Raw genomic sequence first — 23,674 nt, forward strand, 5'->3', positions numbered from 1 at the left:
GATGAAAACGATGAAAAAAATATATAGTCTAATGCTTTTGCTTGTTGCAGGAGGCTGTACACAGGATTTTGAGGAAATCAACACGAACCCCAATTCACCTGTAAGTGTCCAACCCAGCCTATTGCTAAGGCAGGTAATCTACGATTATGGAGAGCAAATGTCCTACGAGGGTTTTACAGCGGGGAATCTCTTGGGACAATATACCACAGCCTTAGATTTTAATCTGTTTGATAGGCATAATTTAAAATCGCCTCAATTGGGAGGAAATCCTTGGCCTATATTCTATAAAAACCTCAGGGATAACGAAATTATATTGAATCTATCCCAAGAGAGTCCCTCCTTCAAAGTATATGAAGGCCCAGCGAGGATTTTGAAAGCCTATATGTCAGCGGCATTGACAGACTTGTTCGGTGATGTCCCGTACTTTGAAGCTTTTAAGGGGGATAAGGGTACGGTAACTCCTGTTTATGATAGCCAAGAGTCCATTTATATGGACGATAATGGGATTTTAGATAATCTAACTAAAGGAATATCGGCCATTCAAGCATATGACGGTGTTATTTCATTGGAAGGTGATATCCTATTCGAGGGCGACTTAGAAGGTTGGGTTCGTTTCGCCAATTCACTTAGGATTAAATATCTCATGCGTATATCGAACAAAATGGACGTAGCTACGGAACTACAAACCCTTTTCAACGACGCAAATTATATTCAGGACAATAGCCAAAATGCCGTCTTTGATTTTACGGGTGGTGCGCCTAATAATTTTAGATTGGCCCGATTACGCATTGGGGATTTCAACAATTTTGTAATGTCCGAAACCATGGATGAAATTTTAACCGATTTTGAAGACCCCCGAATTTCAAAACTTTTTAGACCTATTTCCAATAGCGATACGGGCGAGGAGTATAATGGGCTCCTGAATGGTATCGATGCTTCTTCCACGCCTGTAAATTTATCGGACTATTCCTTGGTAGGAACCATTTTTAGGGAAAACACAGGGGTGTTGGATGCCAATTTTATGACCAGTATGGAAACCCATTTTCTTTTGGCCGAGGCCGCACAAAAAGGTTTTATTACTGCTGATGTAAATCAGTTATATGAAACCGGGGTTGCCGAGGCCTGTGCCTATTGGCAGGTTGAGCTTCCCAGTGGGTATCTAACTGGTCCCGGAGCTTTGGAAAATGGTGACCCTCTGGAAAATATCCTTTCCCAGAAGTGGATTGCCAATATGATTAATGGGTATGAAGGTTGGATAGAATACAGAAGAACGGGTTACCCACAACTAAAAACAATATCAGCAAGTCTAAATAACGATTTGATTCCTGTTCGGATGCCTTATCCGGCTGAGGAAGAAGCCCTGAATAATTCCAACTACACTAAAGCCGCCGAGAATACCGACGGCAACAGTATTAACGTAAACGTCTGGTGGGACGAAGAATAAAATAGAAATGAACGATATGTTATTTTGGCAGTGGGCTTTGATTGTAGTATCTAGTTTGATACTGTTTTTCTTGTCTCCATTTGCAAAAAATACCAATCAGTTTTTTAATGCTGTTCAGAAGAGAAAAGCACCCAATACCTTGGTATTAATGGGCAGTTTGGTCATTTCATGGATATTTGCCAAAAGCATAACCAATGCTGCGAACTTAGGGCTGGATTATGGATTTGTGGGTGGGGTTGCCTATGCGGCCTATTATGTATCCTTCGCCGTTGCAGGAATTGTTATTTATAGAATGCGTGTCTATGGTAACTATTCAAGTATACATCACTTCCTTACTTCAAAGTTTGGAAAGATGGCCGTAATGGTATTTTCTGTTTTGATAGCTATCCGATTATTCAATGAAGTGTGGAGCAATACCATGGTTATTGGTTCCTATTTTGGAGAAGTGGGAACGAGTACGTATTACTGGAGTATCTTGGTATTTACCTTGCTTACTTTGGCCTATGTTATTAAAGGAGGAATGAGCAGCTCTATTTTTACGGATGTAGTACAAATGGTATTATTTTCCATCCTGCTCATTGTAATTCTATATACCATTTACGGTCCAAAAACTGATTTCACGGTCAAGGAGACCCTAAATTCTGGGGTTTGGTCCTTTGAAATGGGGTTAAATCTTTTATTTGCGGCACTAATTCAGTCCTTTAGCTACCCTTTTCATGACCCTGTTTTAACGGATAGAGGATTTATCAGCACCCCAAAGGTTACCTTAAGAAGCTTTTTATGGGCCAGTTTGGTTGGAGCTGTTTGTATTGTTTTGTTTAGCACGATCGGGGTTTATGCACAATCCAGAGGAATTGTTGGTCAGGCTGCTGTTGAGGTGGGCAAGGCATTTGGTATTATCACCTTGTTGATTATCAATTTTATTATGATCACTTCAGCGGCATCAACATTGGATTCCACGTTTTCGTCGTTTTCCAAATTAATTGCGGTGGATTTAAATCTTGGCAATACGCTAAGCATAGGAAGGTGGTCCATGGTATTCATTGCGGTACTTGGTACGATACCCGTTTTTTTAGATGCTGAAATACTATCCGCTACGACCATAAGCGGAACCATGGTCATAGGGCTTACTCCAATCTTCATTTTTTGGAAAGGAAAGGTGCCAAAAATCAGTTTTCATCTAAGTGTTATTTGCGGACTGATATTTGGTCTTTTCCTGGTTTTTAATCGGTTCCCTGAACAATTCATATTTACGACCGGTAAATATGCCGATTTACTTTGGATCAATGTTTGGGGCATCTTATGTTGTACACTGTTATACTTTATACCTAAATGGCTAAAAAAATAAAACATATTGGAACAAAGAAGGGGAAACTACTTCTATTTGGCGGTGTATATAGCAATTTACAGGCGCTGGAAAAGCTAATTTCAATAGCTAAAGAAGAGAGTATCCCTCCGGAAAATTGTATCTGTACGGGAGACATTACAGGATATTGCGCCCAGCCGGAAGAAACTGTACATACGTTTAAAAATTGGGGAGCTTTGAGTATTGCCGGTAATGTTGAATTACAATTGGCCAATGACAGTGAGGAATGTGGATGTGATTTTAAGGCTGGTGGACGTTGTGACAGTTTTTCCAAAATGTGGTTTCCATATACAAAAATGAAATTGTCCGAAGAATCCCTGAAATGGATAGGCACTATACCCGAAAATATCAGTTTTGATTATGCCGGAAAAAAAATAACGGTAGTGCACGGTAATTATGGCAACGTATCCGAATTCGTATTCAAATCCAATGCCCAAGAAAGCAAGGAAACTTGTTTAAAAGCTACCCATAGCGATGTGGTGATTGCCGGACATTGTGGACTTCCTTTTCATCAACGCATAAAGGAAAAATTATGGATAAATCCTGGGGTAATAGGGATGCCCGCGAATGATGGTACATCTAGGGTTTGGTATGTTCTTATGGAGGATACAGAAGAAAATCTATCCTATTCCCATAAATCCTTTGAATATGATTTCCAGGCCGCTCAAAGGCTTATGTACCAAAACCATTTGCCCGAGGAATATGCGGACACCTTAGCATCCGGGATATGGGATAATATGGAAATACTTCCAGAAGTAGAAAAAATGGGACAAGGCATCCCTATTGCATTCGATAATTCAAAAAATAAAAATATACCACCTAAAACACAGAATAAAATGGCAGACTCGTATTATGACCCAAAAGATTTAAGAAAGTTTGGTAAAATAACCGAATGGAGCGAAGAACTAGGAACCAAGTTTTTTGATTACTATGGAAAGGTTTTTGAAGAAGGGGCCTTGAGTGCCCGAGAAAAATCCCTGATTGCCCTGGCTGTTTCCCATGTTGTAAAATGTCCTTATTGCATCGATGCCTATACGAAGGACGGTCTACAAAAAGGAATTACCAAAGAAGAAATGATGGAAGCCGTACACGTTGGAGCAGCAATAGAAAGTGGTGCTACCTTAGTGCATGGAGTCCAAATGATGAACAAATACAACAAACTTTCTATGTAGAATTTCGTATCTACAATTAAAAGGAAGTTTTAATACTGAAAAACAAAAAATTATGGCAACAAAGTCGTTGAAGGCGCAAGGAGATGAATTAGCAGTATCTAATAAACAATTGGAAATTTTGAACGGAGGTATTTTTGCAGATGGTGAGCTTCCCTATTTCAAGGATAAAATCGACCAAATTGGTCAATTTCCATTACGACCAAAAAAATTGGAAGTGCTACAAATTAACGTGGGATATATGTGCAATCAGGTCTGTGAACATTGCCATGTGGATGCAGGGCCGGACCGTAAGGAAATCATGACCCGGGAAACCATGCGGCAATGTCTTGAGGTCATTAAAAACACGGGTGCACATACCTTGGACTTGACCGGCGGGGCTCCAGAAATGAATCCTGATTTTAGATGGTTTGTGGAAGAGGCTGCCAAAGCGGGCATACAAGATTTTATAGTTCGGTCCAATTTGACCATCATTAGGGCCAATAAAAAATATTATGACTTACCCGATTTCTTCAAAAAACACAATGTACACGTGATTTCTTCCATGCCACATTGGACGCGAGGAAAAACGGACAAACAAAGAGGTGATGGCGTTTTTGATAAATCGATAAAAGCGTTGCAGGAATTGAACGAACGAGGCTATGGTATGCCAGAGAGCGACTTGCGCTTAGACCTCGTTTACAACCCATCGGGAGCCTATTTGCCAGGAGACCAGGCCGCCATGGAAAAGGATTTCAAAAAAGCATTGAAAGAAGATTTTGGAATACAATTCCATAATTTGTTCGCGATTACAAACCTCCCCATTGCCCGATTTTTGGACTATTTGATAGCCTCTGAAAATTACGAGGATTATATGTACGCCTTAGTAGAGGCTTATAACCCTTCCGCAGTGGCCCATGTTATGTGCACCAATACGATTTCAGTGAGTTGGGATGGTTGGTTGTACGATTGCGATTTCAATCAAATGCTCGACTTGAAAGTTGCTAGTAAAATCAAACATATTAAAGACTATAATGAAGATATTTTAAACGATAGAAATATCATTATTTCACAACATTGCTACGGCTGCACTGCTGGTGCGGGAAGTAGTTGTCAGGGAACGGTGGCGTAGTCTTGATTGGTTGTTTCCCAGCTTGAGAGATGTCTTGCTATCAGAACTGTGTATGATGTTTTTCCGGATACTGCATTGGAATACTATCGATGGGCTCCCCTAAATTTTGTCTTAGATCAATCTCTATTCCCCTTGCAATCGTGGAAATAGGTACATCATTGGCAGAACCTTCAAAGGGGTTTTCTCCAGTACGTCCAATACGTTCCATGGTGTGAAATATCCAGGCAACGATAATATAAAAGGGAATCGTTGCCCAAACGAAGAATTTACCGATAACCGGATTCGATGTAGCAATTTCATTTCCAATTTCCCCAAATTGTGGTACAAGCGCCAAGGGAAGAATCAATATAAAGACCCACATAAAGTAATGGTTTAGTGTAGCAAAATGCCTAGGATATGGGAAATTCTTGATTCTTTCACTTTGTCCTTGGAGCGTAAATAGTTCTTGCAAAACCCCTTCGAGCTCTAAAAAAGAAAATTCCCAAATTAACCCTTTCTCTTTCAGTTTTCTAAGGTGGTGCGATTGCAAATAAAGCAATGCTGTCTGTTTGTTGGCTTTTTGCGAAATAGAATCCAATTCATTTTTAGAAATATACGGCTGGAGATCATTTTCTAATTTATTTTCCATTTCTGGTGGAAGTAATCCCCATTCGCGATCTGTCCTTTGCTTCAATATGGTTTCCCAAGGTTTTGTTGTTCGCATAGCATAACGCAATGCAGTCATCCAAGCAATATGCCGATAGGTCAATATCTTAATTTCCTGTTTTATTTGTTCTTCATCTACAGTTGTTTGACAGTATTCACTTGTAATCATATCCTGTAAAAACATCCCAAAGGTTCTGGAAGTGTTTACTATGCCTACCCAAATCTTTCGCGCTTCCCAAATTCGACCATAGGAAGAGTTGTTTTGAAACCCTATAACAAAGGCAACTGCCGTTCCTATTAAGGCCAACGGTGTCCAAGGTATTTTTAGCCATTGCAAATCCAAAAAGAAGTAACCTGAAATGTAAATAACTATTATCACTAAAAACAGCAGGGTTTCGAATCTGGTCCACAGGACCATTTCTAAAATGGAGTACTTTTTTTTCGTATGCATAAGGAAATCCTTTAATTGGTCCGTTCTAAAATAAGAATAGAATGATTAATTGTTGTAATATGTCTTCCAAAGATTAAAATCTAAGAACCCATTATTATAGTTTGAAAGGTTTTTGTCGCAAAAGTTTTACACTTTAACCGACCACCCGGTTTGTTTTCTATTTCCAAAAATAGGTAGTACACCTATATTATGAACTTTCACCGATTCTTTTGTTCACGATAACCAAAGATTTTATTTTCAAGTACAAACCATCGGTTATTTGTACAGACCAAACGGTCAGATTAACCCAAATCTTGAAATCATGGAGAAAACATTAAAACGCATGGCTACCATGCAACGTATGCAGACCACTGGATTGGAATTATTTTATAGTAATGGCTATTACAATACCAGTGTTGATGATATCTTGAAAAAACTCTCGCTTTCCAAAGGTGCCTTTTATTATCATTTTGAGTCCAAGGAGGATTTCTTTATACAAATCATTCAAAACCTCTTGGCCAGAAAAATCTACAGTGTGTTGATTGAACCTATAGAAGGTCATGATAATCCACTTGAACGTATTGAAGATTGCTTTGATGACGCCCTGGAAACCGCGGTTCATAACGAAATGGATTTTGGTTGTGTTCTTAATAATTTCTTGACCGAATTTCGCGGAAAGGACCAAAAAATCATGAAACATCTATTTGATATATTTTCCATTTGGGAAGTAAATCTAGTTTCGGCTTTACAAAAAGGAAAGTTCAATGGATATGTGGATCGACATGTGGATTGCGAAGCCGCAGCCACTTATTTAATTAGCTCTTATTTTGGTGTAAGGACTTTAATGGTAGGCACTGCCCCCAGTGCAAGGAAATATAGATTTATGAGTCAATTGAGAATGTACCTTAAATCATTGGAGCCTAAGGCGATTGCGGTATAGAAATTTAAAGTATATCCTTTATTTTGTCGTACACTTTTTGTGGTGAAATGGTTTCCATGACTTTATTATAACCCGCTGGAAACTTGTTTCCGTAAACCGACGTCGGAATTAGGGGAAACTTCTCCCTATCGGATAAAATTTGATTTACATAGTTTTGCCCAAAAGGTGTGAATCCTGCGTAAGGATGGGTAACACCCCATAAAGTAATAACCGGTATTCCAAACATTGCAGCCAAGTGACCGTTTCCGCTATCCATGGAAACCATTACATGTAAGTTGCTAATCACCCTTAACTCTTCCGGAAAAGTAAGCTTCCCTGCTGCTGATATACAGTTATTGAATTTAGACTCCCATTGTTCCAAAATTTCAGTCTCTTTTTTACCTCCCCCAAAGAGCAAGATTTGGGTGTGATTTAAATCATTTAAATAGGTAAGTAATTTTTCCATTAGATGGTGAGGATACACTTTTCCCTGAAATGCTGCGAATGGAGCAATTCCAATGGTTTTGTGGTTTCCTATCAACCATTTTTCCTTAATCCCTTTGGATAGGTCTAATTTTGGCAGTGTATGTTTTTCATTCAATGAAAATACAAAGCCAAGACTTTTAAATACCTCAACATAGCGTTCATGCATCGGTTTTAAAGGTTTTATCTCTTTTGATTTTCCTGAGGTAAGTTTCTTTTTTTCAGACCTACCCTTATTCATTTGCTTGAAGGGGATACCTTGTGTTAGAAAAAAGATCTTTAGGATGTTACTACGGAGCACGTTGTGCAAATCCGCCACTGCGTCAAACTCTAACTCTTTTAATTGTCCAAATAATCGCCAAAGTCCTAAAATACCCTTATGCTTTCCCTTAGTGTCGGCAATCACCACATTAACATTGGGAATACCCGACACGATAGGCTTATAAAATGCTTTAGTAAGAAAAGTGATTTTTAAATTTGGATATTCTTGGGTCAATGCAACAAGAACCGGTACCGTCATGGCCACGTCTCCCATTGCTGACAGTCTAATGACCAATACCTGTTCGATTTTATTTTTGTCCACGTAAGATGGGGTTTAGTTCCTCATCATTGTACATCTTCATTTGCTTATATACTTTCATATACTTTTTACCCCCTTCAATATCATGGAGTAATTGATCAATAGCTGCGGATAAATCTTTTTTTTGTTCCAATAATACCTCCAATTTTGCTTTGCAAGTGCGAATGTGTTCACTGGATGCATCCAGTCGATTCACCTCTTCCCGCATATGATAAATTTTTAGGGCGAGGATTGATAGTCTGTCTATCGCCCAGGCCGGGCTTTCCGTATTAATGGTTGCATTTTCCCTAATTGTAACCGATTGGTATTTTTTTAAAAAGTAGCTATCAATATACTCCACAAGATCTGTCCTATCCTGATTGCTCGCGTCAATCTTTCTTTTTAATTGCAAGGCAGTTTTGGGTTGGATATTTGGATCCCTTATAATATCCTCATAGTGCCATTGAACAGTATCTATCCAATTTTTTCTATAAAGTAGATGTTCAATATCACCTTTGGGATAAGGGTTATTAAATTCTTGGTCAACATCGTCCTTCTCATGATATTTATCAATACTCTCCGTAAAAATAGTGTATGCAAACTTGCTAAACATAGCCCTCGATTTAATGCAAAGATACTTCTTAATGTGAAATCAGTAGTCTCCCTATAAAACCAAGAATAGGAAGCGTAATGGATACTATCAATAGAATTTCCCTGAACTTTTCCCTTTTTATGGACTCTACATAGTTCGCTATAAGGATTACAGAAGGAAAAAAGGTAATCATAATCGCATAAGATTTATTCGGGATAAGCAGAAGATTAACTAGCAGACCTAAGATAAAGGAAAGTACGACTAACCGAATCATGATAATTCTTCCAACGCCTGCCTTTCCTAATTTAAGAAATGCCCAAACACTTAGAACCACTGTAAGTATTAGATACAGAATAATTTTAATACTAGAAGCTATTTGTATTGGAAGAATCACCCTAAAATCCAAGTAAAAATTATAGTGGTCAAAAATAAAATCAAGATTATCGAAGAGGGTTAAAAATCCTACCAGGATAATTATAAAACAAACGCCTGCCGAAAGCAAAACCAACCAGTTTCGAATGTTTTTGGGTTCATAAATATAAATAGCGGCCATGACCAGTATCAAATATAGAATAGCCCAATCATAGAAAAGACTAGCGACCAATATCCAAATACTGGCGTCGAATATTTTTAATTTTATTTCCCTAAGGGATTTAATACTTAAAATACGTCTAGTTGACAAGAGTAAAAAAAAAGTGCATAAAATGGCATTTGAATCCCCTAAAGACTCTGGAAAAGCTACTAGAAGTAACGTAAAAAAAAGGATGGCAAAAGAATTTGTACCTGTTAGTTTATTTCTTTTTACAATAAAATCCATAATAAGAACACAAAAAAGCAAAACAGCCAGAACCCCTACCTCCTTTAAGATATTTAAGTCCGAAAAATCACGTAGTAATAAATAGCTATGAACAATGGGGTAGAAAAAAAGGATAAAACCTAGAAGTATAATAAAATTTACTGGTTTTGTTTTACCAAAAATGCTTGAAATCATAGATGATTTTTATACTTTTGCCTTGTAAATATAGGAATAAGATGAAATCATTATTTGAAGGTATCGAGGATTTGTTCGTCAATGTACTTTTTGCTCCCTTGGATGCGTTGAGATTTACCGAAAGTTGGACACTTTCCAATGTTTTAAATTGGATTTTTATGTTAATCGGTTTTGTTGCATTTGTTTACTGGATGCTGGAGCTGAAAAAATATAATGACAACGGCGAAGAGGATAAGACAATAACTTCTCATTCCTACCTATAACTACTCCCAAATAATCCTGGAAATTTTTGCTTCTTAGTAGTGAATGAACCTCTAAAGGTCAAATCCTATGTCCTTTCTATAGTTTATTCCTTCGAATTTCAGTTTTTCTACATTTTTGTATGACGTTTTCAAAGCTTCCTTGAAGTCCTTGCCATAAGAAGTTATGGCCAAGACCCTTCCCCCATTGGTCACTACTTTTTCGTTGTCCAAAATGGTCCCGGCATGGAAAACAAGGGAGTCCTCTATCTCGTTAATTCCCGTGATTTCCTTACCTTTCTCATAAGTTCCAGGATAACCTCCAGAAACAGTCATTACGGTCGTAGCGGAACGTTCATCTATTTGTAAGTCCAATTCATTTAGAGAACCATTTGCCACTGCGCTCATCAATTCCACAAAATCATTCTTTATTCGAGGAAACACCACTTCGGTTTCCGGATCTCCCATTCGAACGTTGTATTCGATGACCTTTGGTTCATCCCCTACCTTTATCAATCCAATAAAAATAAACCCCTTGTAAGGAAGGTTGTCCATTTTAAGCCCATCTACGGTAGGCTTAACCACTTGGTCGTGGATTTTATCCATGAAAACCTTATCGGCGAATGGAACAGGGGATATTGCACCCATACCACCCGTATTAAGTCCAGTGTCTCCTTCCCCTATTCTTTTATAATCTTTTGCAGTTGGTAAAATTTTATAATGGTTTCCATCAGTCAAAACAAAGACACTTAATTCTATGCCGTCCAAAAACTCCTCGATGACCACTGTAGTACTGGCCTTACCAAACTTTTTGTTGACCAACATGGAGTTCAACTCTGTCTTGGCCTCCTCCAAATCCTTAAGAATTACAACACCCTTGCCGGCAGCCAATCCATCAGCTTTTAGGACATACGGTGGAGTAAGTCCTTCAAGGAATTTAAATCCTTCCTCCACCGATTCTTCTGTGAAACTTTGATACTGCGCTGTTGGGATATTATGGCGCATCATAAACTCTTTGGCGAACTCTTTACTGCCTTCTAATGTAGCTGCCATTTTCTGTGGGCCAACCACTGCTATATCTTTTAGTTCCGTATCCCCCAAAAAGAAATCATGGATACCATTGACTAAAGGGTCTTCCGGTCCCACCAAAACCAAGTCAACTTTTTTTTGAAGCACAATTTTCTTTATTGCATCAAAATCATTTACACCAATTGGTATGTTTTCTCCAAGTTCCGAAGTTCCTGCATTCCCAGGAGCAATAAATAACTTTGATAATTTTTGACTTTGAGATAATTTCCAGGCCATTGCGTGTTCACGACCTCCCGACCCCAGAATTAGTATGTTCATTTCGTTGGTTTTGGCAAAAATAAGGTTTGCTTTCCAATAATACTATTTAGAAGAAAAATCCCGATGCTCCTTTTTCTGTAACTCCTCCGGAGAAAGCGATTTAAAATAATCGTATACGATTTTAAGTCCCTCTGATCGACTCACTTTTGGTTCCCAACCAAGGAGTTCTCTTGCCTTAGTAATATCGGGCTGTCGTTGTAAGGGGTCATCTTTTGGTAAAGGACGATAAACAATTTTCTGAGTGGTGCCTGTCAACCTTATAATTTCCTCTGCAAACTCCTTTATGGTAGTTTCATTCGGATTTCCAATATTGACTGGGCCGGGATAGTCACTAAATAACAATCGGTATATACCTTCTACCTGATCATCTATATAACAAAAAGAACGGCTTTGGGAACCATCACCAAAGACCGTTAAGTTCTCACCGCGTAACGCCTGACCCATAAAGGCCGGGACTACCCGACCATCATTTAATCGCATTCGTGAACCGTACGTATTGAAAATCCTTACAATTCTTGTTTCAAGCCCATGATGTCTATGATATGCCATGGTAATGGATTCCATAAACCTTTTGGCCTCATCATATACCCCCCTTGGTCCCACAGGACTTACATTGCCGTAATATTCTTCATTTTGTGGATGTACCAAAGGGTCTCCATAGACTTCGGAGGTAGAGGCCACCAAAATTCGGGCACCCTTTTCTTTGGCTAAGCCTAATAAGTTTAACGTACCCAAAGATCCTACTTTTAACGTCTTAATAGGGATTTTCAAGTAATCTATTGGACTTGCCGGAGATGCAAAATGAAGGATATAATCCAAAGTACCAGAAACGTGAACAAACTTGGTAACATCATGATGATGAAATTCGAAATTCTCCAAAGGGAATAGATGAGCGATATTGTCCAAATCGCCGGTAATGAGATTGTCCATACCTATAACGTAAAACCCTTCCTTTATAAACCGATCACATAAATGCGAACCCAAAAACCCAGCAGCACCGGTAATTAATATTCTTTTCATCTAATACGCTTTTTCTTCACCTTTAAAGGCATTTACCACAGTTTGCACAATAATCTTAACGTCTAGAAAAAAAGACCAGTTTTCAACGTAGAAAATATCAAACTTAATTCTGTTCTGGATATCACTTTCCTTTTCAATTTCCCCTCTATATCCCCGTATCTGTGCCAGACCTGTAATGCCTGGCTTAACAAAGTGCCTAAGCATATACTTATCTACCCTGTTCGCATACTCATCCGTGTGCTTTACCATATGCGGCCTTGGTCCAACCACTGACATATTTCCGAATAGTACGTTGTAAAATTGTGGAAGCTCATCTATACTAGTTTTCCGTATAAACTTTCCTATTCTTGTGACTCGCATATCATTTTTAGCCGCTTGCTTGTCATCAGAATCCTCATTCACCGTCATTGATCGAAATTTAAAACACTGAAATTCTTTATTATCGAACCCAGTCCTTTTTTGTATAAAAAATACAGGTCCTTTAGATTCTAATCTAATCAATAAGGCTAGCAAGGGTCCTAACCAAATTAAGATGCCGAAAATAACGAACAAAGAAAAACCAATGTCAAAAGTCCTTTTTAAAAATGCATTTAATGACGTATGCAAAGGAATGTCCCGCAGGGATAATATCGGCAAATAGTCATAGTATTCAAACTTCAATTTTTTAGCAAAAATGTTTTTATTGTCCGGTAAAAACTTAAGTGTTTTTAAATTGTTATCCGCAAAGTTTACAAAAGAAGCTATTTCATCATTTTTTAATTCTGAAACCGAGCAGTATATTTCATCAATATTATTATTAACAATATATCTGAAGCAGGTTATAATATCAAAATTTTGATCCCTGGTAGAAAACTGCCTTTTAAACTTATAACCGTATTCCTTTCGTTCCTCGAAAACTTCAATGAGTTGGTTGGCCTTTTTACTTTTTCCAATAACTACAACGTTTCTAATGTTTCCCTTCCATAAACTTCTGTATTGCATTAACAAAATATAGTTGAGAAACTTTAAGGCAAAAACACCAACAAATACCAGTAGAAAATATTTTCCCAATGCCAACCTACTCATCAAAGGTTGTTTAAAGAAACCTATATAGGCGTATAAAACCAGAAAAAAGAAAACGAATTGAGTAAATAACTTTCTCAGTATTATAACTACCTTAGAGTATCTATGAACCTCATAGAATTCATTTTTAAAGGAAATAATAATCCAAGCAATAGAAATGTAGCTATGAAATAGCCAAGGGTTTTGGAAATTTATGGGAAGAAAATAGGTAAACAGATTGATTACCAGCAAATCCGTGAAATAGGATAGTGGAGTGATAAATCCGGAATATCTATGCTGCTGGCTTAAAAACATTTATATTCTTCGGAAGACTAATTTCGTTTTACATTTAAAAAAATCAAAAATAATTAAGAGTAGGGAAAGTGGGTAAAAAAACAAATACCTTTTAACCAATTTAGGTTCATCATAGATTCGATATAGCCATCTCAAATTATATTTATTAAAAAAACTGGGGTAATATTCTATTCCAGATGTTGTTTGATGAATGAAACCTCCGCAAGTATAACCGCACCCAACCCATCCTGCTTTATATAAATCCAATAAGAAAATTTCTTGAAAAGGGGTCCCCATACCTACTACTAAAATGTCTGGGTTTAAAGTAATAATAGTCTTAATAGTATTTTTTCTTTCTTTCTCGTTTTCAAAATAACCATTTCTATTGCCAACAATATTCATTTTAGGAAAATTTCTCCTAACTATATGGATAAAACTTCCTATCGCCTCTTTTGTTGAACCGATAAAATAAACACTTTTGTTTTTTTCAACAGAGTCAATAAAAACCTTCTTTGCCAAAGAGGTCATATCAAAACTCTTTCTTGAGACTTTTACCCCTAATAGGCCAAGAATACTTACGAGAAGAAACCCATCCACATAAATAAAGTCAAAATTTTCTAATATTCCTCTATTTCGAATCTTTAAATAAGAAAACGGGTTAATAAATGTATGTAGTCCATTTTGTTTGTAACTCTGTTCTTTGTTTGTTCTTTTAATTGTTTCTATTAACTTATTCATATTTGTGAAATCTGGCAACTCGTTCCGTTTTTATTATTGGAAACATAATAGGTCAAGACTAAAGAGAAGATAACAATTCCTTTGTGCGTTTCTATATAAGATTCTAACAAACCAAAAAAAAGAAACAAAATAAGCACCGCCAAAAGATGATAATCTTGAATATTCAAAGCATGTCTAAAACAATAAACAAATATCGACAAAAAGCAGATTACTCCAAAAATTCCAGACGCCATAAAACTTTCTAAATATTGATTATGTGCATCGTACCATTTTTCGACGCCCTCTTGAAAATTTAAAATTTTAAATTGATGGGTTAATTCATTACGAACATCACCTATGCCAACTCCAATAAAGAAGTTCTCTTTAATAATATTTATACTAGCGTTAATTTTCTTTTTTCGAGTTACTATACCCCCTACTTTGTTCTTTTCCATATCTCCAACTACCAACTCCTTATAAGTTTTTACAAAACGTTGTCTAAGGACTGGCACTGTCTTAAAAATAGTATAAAAAAGAAGACTCAAAATTACAATAGAAAATAGTAGTCCTAAAAACTTAAATCTCTTAAACCCCAGATAAATGGTATAGGTGGTGGAAAAAATAGCCAAAAACAATAATAAGCCCCTTGAACTGAGTAGTATTATAAAGAGAACTTGCAGCACCAAGCATAATAAATAAAAGGGGGGAATTAGTTTTCTGTGAAAAAATGCGCCAATTATATTAAGCACAATTAATAAAGAAAAATAGTTCGGCCCAAATTCAAGATGACGGCTTAGGTGGTAATTATTATATCTCCAATCGAGCCATCGTTGTATCGGTATATCGTTATTAGTTAGAAAAATAGCATTCTTTAAAAAGCAGTAGACGCATGCAAAAGTAGTTGCTAATATGAAAATTTTTATTAAGAACGTCTTACGGGGCAGGGCTTTGTCGTTTAACATCAATATCAAAGGAAAGGCTATCAAAGACATAGACCTCATCATTATTCTAACCCCACTATTAATATCCTCTGTATATAATAATGAACCTAATCGTGTTAAAAATAAGAGAAAAAAGAACAGATATAAATAACTAAAAAAAACCTTCCCCGTTTTAAAATATTTAAGCAGTACCAACCCCGTAGAAGCAATAATGAACATGCTATTAATATTAATCGAAAAAGGGTAAGATACTACGATTCCTAAAAAGGATAAATAAATTAAATTATCAATTAACTTTTCGTGTGGCCAATAAACCGATAAATTATGCTTGAGAGCCATTTGCAATCTTTAAATTATGAGGTTTAATCTTATATACCTCTAAATACATCAGAAGACCAATTAAAATGAAAACAATTGTTTGCGAGGTAAAAAAGTAATAGTTGTTTAAAAGAAAAGAACAGATTTCGAGTAAGAAAACCGATACAAAAATCATTCTTTGATAGTTCACTTTTTGGTCTATTATAGGTGGTTTTCTAATGAACCTAAACAGGGTTCTGAATAAAACAATTTGATATACTATAAAAAGGAATAAACCTATAATTCCTCCTTCGGCAAAAAACAAAAGAAAGTTATTATGTGCGGCTACCCCATCCTTATTGGAAATGCCAAAATAAAAATCATTGAAACCGCCTAAGCCAATACCAATAGTCTTTTCAAAGGTCGTCATTTCCAAAACAGAATTCTCAATAATTACAAACCTAGTATTACTAGATGGGTCCTTGAATGCATTTTCCGAGACTACCAGTTTTTTGAGTCGCGGAGAAACATCTGTTTTAGCGACTAATAGATACAAGCCAAAAAACACCAAAAGAATCATCATCAAAGATTTTAAAAACTTAAATGCCCTTTTCTCTTTAAAAAAATAATAGGCCAAAAAAGAAAGAAAAAGAAAGGCCAAAGGCATCCTTGAATGTGTGTTGAAAAACAGATAGAACAAAAGCAAAAAGCCTATGAAAGTAAAAAGATTCTTTTTGGGCACTAAGAAGTATTCAATCCAAAGTATAATCAGTATGACTAAAAACATGGAATTTGCGAGTGGATGCCCTAGAAAAGATCCTGAAAACCGATATGCACCATTCATAAATCTAATGTCCAAAAAAAAGACTTCAAAAAAGCCAAAAAATATGGCTATAAAAAAAAGGACCAGGATAAAAACCCTCATTTTGTCATTAAAAGCAGTAATACCCCGTTTATTTAGATATATATAGGTTAATATAGCTACCAGATAATACATCGTAAAACGAATTAAACTGGGTATAACTTCAATAGGAGAGTTAAATAAAAAACCAATAACAAAGAGCCATAAAATTAGTATTGCATAGAGATTTAAAGGTAGAAACCTAACAATTTTTCTTCTTTGGGCAAAGGCAAAAAATGAAATTAAAAAAATCAAAAATGCATAGAGAATATTTGTTGTTTGGGCAAAATTAAAAGGAAGGGCTTTACTCACCAGAAGTTTGTCTACAAAATATGTAAAGGAACTAATAGCAATCACAACTAAAACCAGTGAAAACTTATTTATTTTCATATTGTAAACGTTCATTGCAAAACCTATTGTATTAGAGTTTGTGCTAATTTTTTCTTCTACTGCGTCAGTAAGGTCTTTAGATTGCTTACTATGGTTCTAGCAGATGACGGAGTGTTTTTTGACAAAAAATCGTTATTTGAATTTTTAGCGTAATTTACCTTTTGTGTCTGGAACTTCATAACTAATAATTCCTTTAGTTGTTTTTCTGAGAATATTTTAACAATGTGGTCGTTTTTGAGAAATCCGTTTTTAACCTTCCAGAAAGGAAAATTAATCATTAGTGATACTACTTGGACGCCATAGTTAAGACCTTCTACTATACATGTAGATAAATTGCTTAGTAAAATTCCGTAATTATCAATAGTGTTTATGAATGGTTCGTTTTTAACAATCTTCACATCCTTGATGTTTTGAAACTGCTTGTAGTCCTCTTCCTGCTCTCTTGGATGCAATTTTATATAAAGAGGCACCCTTTCACTAGGATACATTTCTTTAAGACACTTATTTATCAAAAGAATATCTTTAATTTGAAATTCATGATATGAAAACATCCCATGCCACTTATAGGCCGACGTTATGAAACACACCGATTTTGGATATTTGGGGATGAAAGATTTATCCTTTTCCTTAAAGTAGGTTATCATGCGGGGCAAACCGGTATTAAAAACTTTAACTTTCTTTAAAGTGTATTTCTTAATCTCATCTGAGGAAAACTTCCCAATGGTATATACGTGGTTTAGGTTTCCACAAGCGATTGTGCTCGGCAAATAAGGACTTAGTGCTGTTTTAGCGAACGTCTTTGAGATAAAAAGCACTAGTCTCTTAGAAAAATACTCTTTAAAATCTGATAGTTTATTATTCGATTTTAAAAATACGTCTGAGAAATTAAAGGCAATAGGAGGGTTAATCAATCCATCCAAAATCATTGAGCAGGTTTTATTTTGCTTATTTGCATAATAAATAAACTGACGCTGAATGGCACCATCGTTGCCAAACACAAAGGAATCATAATTTGCAGTAATATCCTTTATTGGTTTTCTTAATTGATATATAACCTCTATTCTTTTGAACAAGGAAATATTATAAAATGATTTTGACAGCTTTTGATTAGAAAAGGGTAAAGTTTTAATTTCTTTTGGGTACTCTAGGTTTTGAAAAAAAAAATTATTGGTATTCAAATAATCGCAAACAAAACCCTCTTTGACAAGTAAGTCTATAACTGGGTTCATATTTAGGAGATGCTCCTTGTTTTGTGGGACGAACAATATTTTTTTAACACTCATTTATTTCTCTTTTGTTTCCCAGTATTTTTCAAAGTGCCATCCAATAATTTAATATTTTTTCTTCCTAGAAAGACATCGTTCCATATGGATAATCTTGGTGATATATAATTTAATCTATGTTCAAAATACGGAAAAAGAACATGAACGCTTTGTACGCTAAAAAGTGCTGCATAAATCAGCAGGGAAGAACCGATACCGTAAACGTTTACGTCTTTCCTTTTTATAAATACCGCCTCCAGAGATAATTGACCGCCAATCACTGTTACGTCAATATCTAATTCGCTAAATATTGCCAAAATTTCTTCAATCTCCTTTTCATCCTGAAAAGGATGAAACTTGATGGCTATCTCGTTAAAAGCAAAATATTCCTTACTAAACCACCGAACAAAATGATAAAGATCTTTTTCTCTAACTACATTTTGATTTTTTACTGCATCAAAAACAAAAATTTCATTAAATGAAATGTCCGAGTAATTATAAAGACTATCATCACCAATTCCTACTAATATTCTATTTGAGTTCTCTTGATTTAAATATGATTTTTCCGATAAGCAATATATTTTTGATTTCTCTTCTTTCAAATTAGATAGAAATCCGCCAGGTACGTACCTTAATCGTTTAGCACAGAAAACAGGAAATAATTTGAAAGCCGATTCTAATACTTTAATATGTAAAGGTATCTGTTTCGGAAATTTTTTTAATAGTTCTTGCTCTGACAGATAGGCGTCCAAACCGTCTTCAATATAGTTTACACAAACACATTTTGGATGTGAAAAAAAAGCCCTGTATAAAGGAACTCTAGAGTTCGGGCAAAAATAGGTAAAGGCATCGTCAATATTTTCTTCTATAATTGAATCTATTTCATAAAGGACTTTTCTATTTGCCCTAAACCTTAGATTAGGTAATTTTTTTAAGGTATTGAATGGGTGATAATATATGTATTTGGGGAGTTTTACCGTTTTTACTGCAAGAGGAGTAGTAACACCTCTTGAAAGAATAAAAACAACTTTTTCTTTATTGATATTTCCATTCTCAACAATTAAGGTTGCCGTTAATAAATTTATATTACTATGTATGTGAAATAAATATTTCATAAAATATTGAAAATAATAAAAACAATATACTTACCGGAATTATCAATCTTTTCTCAAAAGAATAGAAAGATTCGTTGATTTCTTTATAATTTTTTCTCACGACATAAACCGTAAAGAACAATAAGTACGCAATACTACTTGAAAATGGCAATGATTTAATCGATAAATATGGAAACAATAAATAAAAAAGTGCAATGGTCACAACCCCTGTTATAATAATCCGTACATACCCAATGATTAAATTGTTCATAAATGTAAATAATTGGGTGTGCATTGCCGTATATCTTTCGATAAGTAAGAACATTGCCATTAGAAAAAATACAGAAGCATCGATTAGATGAACTTTTGAACCGATGAAATCTAAAAGTGTATTCCCTAAAAACAAAAGGAAAATTAATCCTGAAATTATAACCAAATAAGAAAACCCCATGGAAAAACGTACCTTTTCAATCATTTCCGAAATCTTTCCTTGACCCCTTAATTTCGTAAATTCTGGAATTTTGGAGTAAAAGGGAGCCCTTGAAACCTCTTTTAATTGCGCAAATATTTTATCTGTTAGTAAATACGAATTTGCAATATCTAAAGGCACGAGATTAGCTATTAAAAGATTAAGGCCCTGTTGCGTTCCTGTTCCTGACAAGCCCACAATAAAAGACCTCCATGATAAATTAAATACCATTTTATCTATACTTCTTTTCGTAACAGATTCCATAATGTCTTTCTTTTCAACCAGAACTCGTTTGGTCAAAAAATAATAGTTAAAGAAGTTTAATATTATCCAAAAATTAAGGACAATCATAAAATTCAATAAAGTAGGGCTGATCAGCATAATAACCACTAATGAAAGAGACGATAATCCCTTCAATAGAACTTCCCATCTTTTGACTAAGGCCACCTTGTTAAGGCCTATTAAACATGAAATATATAGGTTGCTGTATAAAAAAAATGAGCACCCAATTACCATTGCCACACTGGCATACCAAAAGTCTAAATTGCCCGAAATAGAACTTTTTAAACTGAAATAGGTAATTGTTGAAATCAGTATAAGAGAAATAATGAAAATGTATCTATAGTATAACTTTGATCTTTGAAAAATTCGTGAAATCAATTTAAAATTTGGAAGGTCTTTGTTTTTGGAAGTAGAGTTTAATTCGTCTAAGTTTTCTACCCCTGCATTTGCATAAGCAAATAGCCTAGATAAATTTTCCTTTAGTCCAAAATCAAATATATTCTTCAATTGTATAATCGTTGCTAGTATCAAATATATTTTAGTTTCAATACTGGAAAATTTTACCAATATCAAGGGTAGCACAATAATAGTATTGGTAGATATGGTTATTAAGCTCGCCCAAGTAGTTAAGGTAGGGGAGTTCCATAAGCGATTAAAAAAAATAATCATAGTATATATTACCGTTAACTATTAACCAAAAAGGTTTTTAATCCTAGAAAAAAGGTGGCCGTGTGTTAAACTTATCAAGTTTATCATTATTATATGCCACAAAATGAATTCCATTTGAATTTGCGGCCTCAAAATCGTTTATAGAATCACCTATTAAACATGTTTCTTCTTTGTCCAACTGATGTTTGTTAATTAACGTGTTTACAAGGATGTCTTTAGGAGTAGGTGATCCGTGAATTGAGATAAAATATTGGTCGATTTCTAGTTTATTACATAAATAATTCAATTCATTTTCATCAGAACCAGAAACTATATGAAACTTGTAATTGGTATAGTTTTCCTTTATAAAATTAAGGCTTTCCATTATTAGGTTGTTTTTATCGGTCAACCTATCCTTCATAATAAGGGAAAAATTATTAGCGTATTCCAACACCTTGTTTTCATGGATTTTTTTTCCAAGTATTACCTCATAAAAATGTCTTATTTTAACGTAACGAGAAAGACCTCCGTTAGCTCGATGATAATTTATTAATTCGTCTACTTTGTCTTCTGGATAATTTTTGAAGATTTCTTTAAATCCAAAATCCCTCATACTCATGGATTCAAGAATTACCCCATCAAAGTCCCATAATATTGTCTTACTCATCTCTTTCTAGTCTCAAAATTTCGGCCTCAACTTTTAATACGTCCTCTGGACAATCCACTGCCAATGAATTGCCGGATGTTTCTACCATTTTTATAGGAATACCTAAATCGAAAAAACGAAGTATTTCTATATCTTCAAAATCTTCATAGGTTGATTTGATGTTTTTCTTTCCAAAAGCTTTTAGTTCCTTATTGTTAAAACCATAAATACAAACTTGCTTTTTATATATAGGCAATTCATTTTTATTGCTTTTCATTCCCGGGATTGGAAGCCTAGACATATAAATCAGTTTATTTTTGTCATTAACTAGAACTTTGGGGATATTTACATTATTCACATCTTCATCTATTCCAATAGAACACATTCCGTTGATAATATAATCCTTGTTCTTCTTCTTTGTTTCCGCTACTTTTAAAATATCCTTATAATTAAGTAAGGGTTCGTCTCCTTGAACATTGACGTAGATATCTGCATCTATTTGTTTAGAAAACTCCCATACTCTATCAGTTCCGGTCAGGCAGTGTTCAGAAGTCATTACTGCATTATATCCATAAGATTCAGCTAATTCCTGTATTCTTTGGTCGTCTGTAGCAATATAAGTATGCTTTTTCCCAAGTGCTTTTTCTACAATCATTGCCACCCTAATGATCATTGGAATTCCAACTAGCTCAATTAATGGCTTACCAGGAAATCTTGACGACTTATAACGGGCCGGTATTACCCCTACTATTCTCATTAAATTATACTGTAGATTGAAGTTGTTTTGACTTTTTTATATTTAGTAGGAGTTATAGCAATTATTTTTAGTTGTTTAGATTTCAAAGCATCATTAAGAATATTTTGATTTTCCTGAGCTAATACAAATTGTATTTGATCGATAGTTGTATCATAACCATCAAAACCGGCAAGATAAATATTCTTAACCCCTAAATCTAACGCTATCTGAAAACTTAAGGTCATGGGGGAATCCTTTGATGCTCCGGTGAAATCAATAGCTTCCAATTCTACTGAAACTCTTTTAACTTCATCAGGTATTATCGTTCCCATATTTCTTGGAAAAGGGGGGTAAACACAGGTCTTTTTCTCTAGCTTGGCCACATCTCCAAGTGTTTTCAAAAGCTTTTCGCTTTCAAAACCCGCCAATGCATAGTATTGTTTATTTTCTATATCTATATACGTGGAAACGTTACGTGCTCCCGCATGAATAATGCAGAAATTATTTTTCTCTTCTACTAGTTTTTTAATGGCAACATTATGATTAAGGGCAGATTTTCCTCCCCCCAAAATTACTGCAGAATCAAAAGTTTCTTTGAGTGATAAAACCGGTAATTTCATGTTGTCTTCTAAAGAATCCTTTTGATTGTTCAATGCATTTAGAATACTTCCAATCGGATAACGATTCATGCCTACCCACTCCATAACTTGTTTTTGGGGCAGGGAAAAGGCCCCGGAGAACATATATGGTAAATTAGTGCCCCAACCATATCTAATTTTTAAGCTTTCAAAAGCTCCAACAACCCTGCTTAACGGTGTGAATTTTATTTTTCGTATATTCTTGCTATCTAAATAAGTTAGCAATAATTCCGTTCTTAGGTTTCCCGCACCCCTTCCCATTCCGGTTATAGTCGCATCCACCATGGCACAACCGCCCTCTATTGCCATTAAGGTATTTGCCAATGCCATTTCCAAGTTATTATGACCATGAAACCCAAGGGTCACATTAGTCTTGGATTTTACCAGTTCTATAATTTCATCCACTTCTTGGGGCATGATTCCCCCATAGGAATCTACCATGTAAAAATAATCTATCGTATCGTCAAGTCCATTGAGCATATCCAAAAAGGAGGGATCATTTTTCCAACTGGACATATACATAACATTAAAGGCAACTTCAAAACCCATTGTTTTTACTGCCTTAGCAAGAGTTATTGCTCGTTCAAAATTTGCAGGATCAATAGCCATTCTTACCATGGATATATAAGGGATGCATGATGTCAAAAGGCTATCCAAATGCTCAACCCTAATATTTTTTTCATCTAGGATAATCACCAGCTTCTTGGAAGGCATGGCTTTTTTTAAAGCTTCCATCACGTAGTCGGGACAGTAAAAATACTCTCCTAAATACCCATTAAGAGGGGTGCTTCTATACCCTATCTCTACATAATCAATAGGGAGCTCCTCCATTGACCTGCAATATTCTTCTACCAAATCTTTACTAAAATCCCAATTGGTGTAATAGCCTCCATCTCTTAGGGTGCAATCCAATATTTGCAGGTTTTCTATAGCTCTCATCTTGTAATCTACTATTAATTTATAAGCCTGTTAGTGATTTCTAAATATAAGTTTGTTAGTGTTT

At 35.3% G+C, this 23,674-nt stretch carries 23 protein-coding genes and 1 pseudogene; 8 read left to right on the top strand and 16 right to left on the bottom strand.

All coding sequences use genetic code 11. The annotated features are described in order from the left end of the window. The first annotated feature begins 1 nt into the window (after position 1). The 5 genes and pseudogenes from PP182_RS03735 to arsS all read left to right on the top strand — a co-directional run bounded on the left by PP182_RS03735 (position 2) and on the right by arsS (position 5,090). Positions 2–1,444: a SusD/RagB family nutrient-binding outer membrane lipoprotein gene (locus tag PP182_RS03735; RefSeq protein ID WP_272649997.1), complete on the top strand. Its 1,443-nt coding sequence runs from the start codon at positions 2–4 to the stop codon at positions 1,442–1,444. Between the two features lie 7 nt (positions 1,445–1,451). Further along, complete coding sequence (locus PP182_RS03740) at positions 1,452–2,792, top strand: sodium:solute symporter (RefSeq protein ID WP_272649998.1); 1,341 nt, start codon at positions 1,452–1,454, stop codon at positions 2,790–2,792. Continuing rightward, positions 2,777–3,379: pseudogene (locus PP182_RS03745) on the top strand (metallophosphoesterase family protein); the annotation flags it as partial. The gene PP182_RS03740 and the pseudogene PP182_RS03745, both read left to right, overlap by 16 nt. Before the next feature lie 267 nt (positions 3,380–3,646). After that, positions 3,647–3,982: an arsenosugar biosynthesis-associated peroxidase-like protein gene (locus PP182_RS03750; RefSeq protein WP_094999161.1), complete on the top strand. Its 336-nt coding sequence runs from the start codon at positions 3,647–3,649 to the stop codon at positions 3,980–3,982. A gap of 52 nt (positions 3,983–4,034) precedes the next feature. Further along, complete coding sequence (gene arsS, locus PP182_RS03755) at positions 4,035–5,090, top strand: arsenosugar biosynthesis radical SAM (seleno)protein ArsS (protein ID WP_272649999.1); 1,056 nt, start codon at positions 4,035–4,037, stop codon at positions 5,088–5,090. A gap of 40 nt (positions 5,091–5,130) precedes the next feature. On the opposite strand, the gene PP182_RS03760 is transcribed toward arsS, so the two are convergent. Beyond that, positions 5,131–6,186, bottom strand: coding sequence for a bestrophin family protein (locus tag PP182_RS03760; protein ID WP_272650000.1), 1,056 nt, complete (start codon positions 6,184–6,186; stop codon positions 5,131–5,133). Between the two features lie 301 nt (positions 6,187–6,487). Between PP182_RS03760 and PP182_RS03765 the strand changes: the two genes are divergently transcribed. Next, the gene (locus tag PP182_RS03765) at positions 6,488–7,105 is read left to right on the top strand and encodes a TetR/AcrR family transcriptional regulator (protein WP_272650001.1); all 618 of its coding nucleotides are present in this window, start codon (positions 6,488–6,490) and stop codon (positions 7,103–7,105) included. Between the two features lie 4 nt (positions 7,106–7,109). Here the strand turns inward: PP182_RS03765 and PP182_RS03770 are convergent, their stop codons facing one another. From PP182_RS03770 to PP182_RS03780, 3 genes are read right to left on the bottom strand one after another with little or no spacing between them, the layout of a single operon-like run. Continuing rightward, positions 7,110–8,150 (bottom strand): glycosyltransferase family 9 protein, encoded by a 1,041-nt coding sequence (locus tag PP182_RS03770; RefSeq protein ID WP_272650002.1) that lies wholly within the window; start codon positions 8,148–8,150, stop codon positions 7,110–7,112. Then, positions 8,137–8,739, bottom strand: coding sequence for a DUF4254 domain-containing protein (locus tag PP182_RS03775; RefSeq protein WP_272650003.1), 603 nt, complete (start codon positions 8,737–8,739; stop codon positions 8,137–8,139). The genes PP182_RS03770 and PP182_RS03775 overlap by 14 nt, the downstream gene beginning before the upstream one ends. A 28-nt stretch (positions 8,740–8,767) precedes the next feature. Then, positions 8,768–9,709, bottom strand: coding sequence for a hypothetical protein (locus PP182_RS03780; protein ID WP_272650004.1), 942 nt, complete (start codon positions 9,707–9,709; stop codon positions 8,768–8,770). Positions 9,710–9,750: 41 nt separating this feature from the next. Here PP182_RS03780 and PP182_RS03785 point away from each other — a divergent pair, with 41 nt between their 5' ends. Then, positions 9,751–9,972: a DUF6341 family protein gene (locus tag PP182_RS03785; protein ID WP_272650005.1), complete on the top strand. Its 222-nt coding sequence runs from the start codon at positions 9,751–9,753 to the stop codon at positions 9,970–9,972. A 51-nt stretch (positions 9,973–10,023) separates the two neighbouring features. Here PP182_RS03785 and purD read toward each other — a convergent pair whose 3' ends face one another. The 6 genes from purD to PP182_RS03815 are packed head-to-tail and all read right to left on the bottom strand — an operon-like array spanning position 10,024 to position 16,392. Then, positions 10,024–11,295 (bottom strand): phosphoribosylamine--glycine ligase, encoded by a 1,272-nt coding sequence (gene purD, locus PP182_RS03790; protein ID WP_272650006.1) that lies wholly within the window; start codon positions 11,293–11,295, stop codon positions 10,024–10,026. Positions 11,296–11,337: 42 nt separating this feature from the next. After that, positions 11,338–12,315: a UDP-glucuronic acid decarboxylase family protein gene (locus PP182_RS03795; protein WP_272650007.1), complete on the bottom strand. Its 978-nt coding sequence runs from the start codon at positions 12,313–12,315 to the stop codon at positions 11,338–11,340. Next, the gene (locus PP182_RS03800) at positions 12,316–13,671 is read right to left on the bottom strand and encodes an undecaprenyl-phosphate glucose phosphotransferase (RefSeq protein WP_272650008.1); all 1,356 of its coding nucleotides are present in this window, start codon (positions 13,669–13,671) and stop codon (positions 12,316–12,318) included. After that, positions 13,672–14,388 carry a WecB/TagA/CpsF family glycosyltransferase gene (locus tag PP182_RS03805; protein ID WP_272650009.1) on the bottom strand — a complete coding sequence of 239 codons (717 nt, stop codon included), beginning with the start codon at positions 14,386–14,388 and terminating at the stop codon, positions 13,672–13,674. Next, positions 14,385–15,647 (bottom strand): O-antigen ligase family protein, encoded by a 1,263-nt coding sequence (locus tag PP182_RS03810; RefSeq protein WP_272650010.1) that lies wholly within the window; start codon positions 15,645–15,647, stop codon positions 14,385–14,387. The genes PP182_RS03805 and PP182_RS03810 overlap by 4 nt, the downstream gene beginning before the upstream one ends. Further along, positions 15,631–16,392: an O-antigen ligase family protein gene (locus tag PP182_RS03815; protein WP_330097973.1), complete on the bottom strand. Its 762-nt coding sequence runs from the start codon at positions 16,390–16,392 to the stop codon at positions 15,631–15,633. The genes PP182_RS03810 and PP182_RS03815 overlap by 17 nt, the downstream gene beginning before the upstream one ends. On the opposite strand from PP182_RS03815, the gene PP182_RS03820 reads away from it, so the two are divergent. Beyond that, on the top strand, positions 16,319–16,576 hold the full coding sequence (locus PP182_RS03820; protein WP_272650521.1) for a hypothetical protein: 258 nt from the start codon (positions 16,319–16,321) through the stop codon (positions 16,574–16,576). The genes PP182_RS03815 and PP182_RS03820 overlap by 74 nt on opposite strands. A 376-nt stretch (positions 16,577–16,952) precedes the next feature. Here PP182_RS03820 and PP182_RS03825 read toward each other — a convergent pair whose 3' ends face one another. From PP182_RS03825 to PP182_RS03850, 6 genes are all read right to left on the bottom strand, one after another. Next, positions 16,953–18,179 carry a hypothetical protein gene (locus tag PP182_RS03825; protein ID WP_272650011.1) on the bottom strand — a complete coding sequence of 409 codons (1,227 nt, stop codon included), beginning with the start codon at positions 18,177–18,179 and terminating at the stop codon, positions 16,953–16,955. Next, positions 18,176–19,273, bottom strand: a complete 1,098-nt coding sequence (locus PP182_RS03830) for a polysialyltransferase family glycosyltransferase (protein WP_272650012.1) — start codon at positions 19,271–19,273, stop codon at positions 18,176–18,178. The genes PP182_RS03825 and PP182_RS03830 overlap by 4 nt, the downstream gene beginning before the upstream one ends. Then, positions 19,248–19,985 (bottom strand): lipopolysaccharide biosynthesis protein, encoded by a 738-nt coding sequence (locus PP182_RS03835; RefSeq protein ID WP_272650013.1) that lies wholly within the window; start codon positions 19,983–19,985, stop codon positions 19,248–19,250. Before PP182_RS03835 ends, PP182_RS03830 begins: the two co-directional genes overlap by 26 nt. A gap of 730 nt (positions 19,986–20,715) precedes the next feature. After that, positions 20,716–21,318, bottom strand: coding sequence for an HAD family hydrolase (locus PP182_RS03840; RefSeq protein ID WP_272650014.1), 603 nt, complete (start codon positions 21,316–21,318; stop codon positions 20,716–20,718). Continuing rightward, positions 21,311–22,054: a 3-deoxy-manno-octulosonate cytidylyltransferase gene (locus PP182_RS03845; RefSeq protein WP_272650015.1), complete on the bottom strand. Its 744-nt coding sequence runs from the start codon at positions 22,052–22,054 to the stop codon at positions 21,311–21,313. The genes PP182_RS03840 and PP182_RS03845 overlap by 8 nt, the downstream gene beginning before the upstream one ends. Beyond that, a complete protein-coding gene (locus PP182_RS03850) occupies positions 22,054–23,610 on the bottom strand; it encodes an aldolase catalytic domain-containing protein (protein ID WP_272650016.1) in 1,557 nt (518 codons plus the stop codon). Before PP182_RS03850 ends, PP182_RS03845 begins: the two co-directional genes overlap by 1 nt. Between the last annotated feature and the right edge of the window lie 64 nt (positions 23,611–23,674).

The organism is Maribacter sp. PR1, from assembly GCF_028464145.1.
Lineage (GTDB): Bacteria > Bacteroidota > Bacteroidia > Flavobacteriales > Flavobacteriaceae > Maribacter.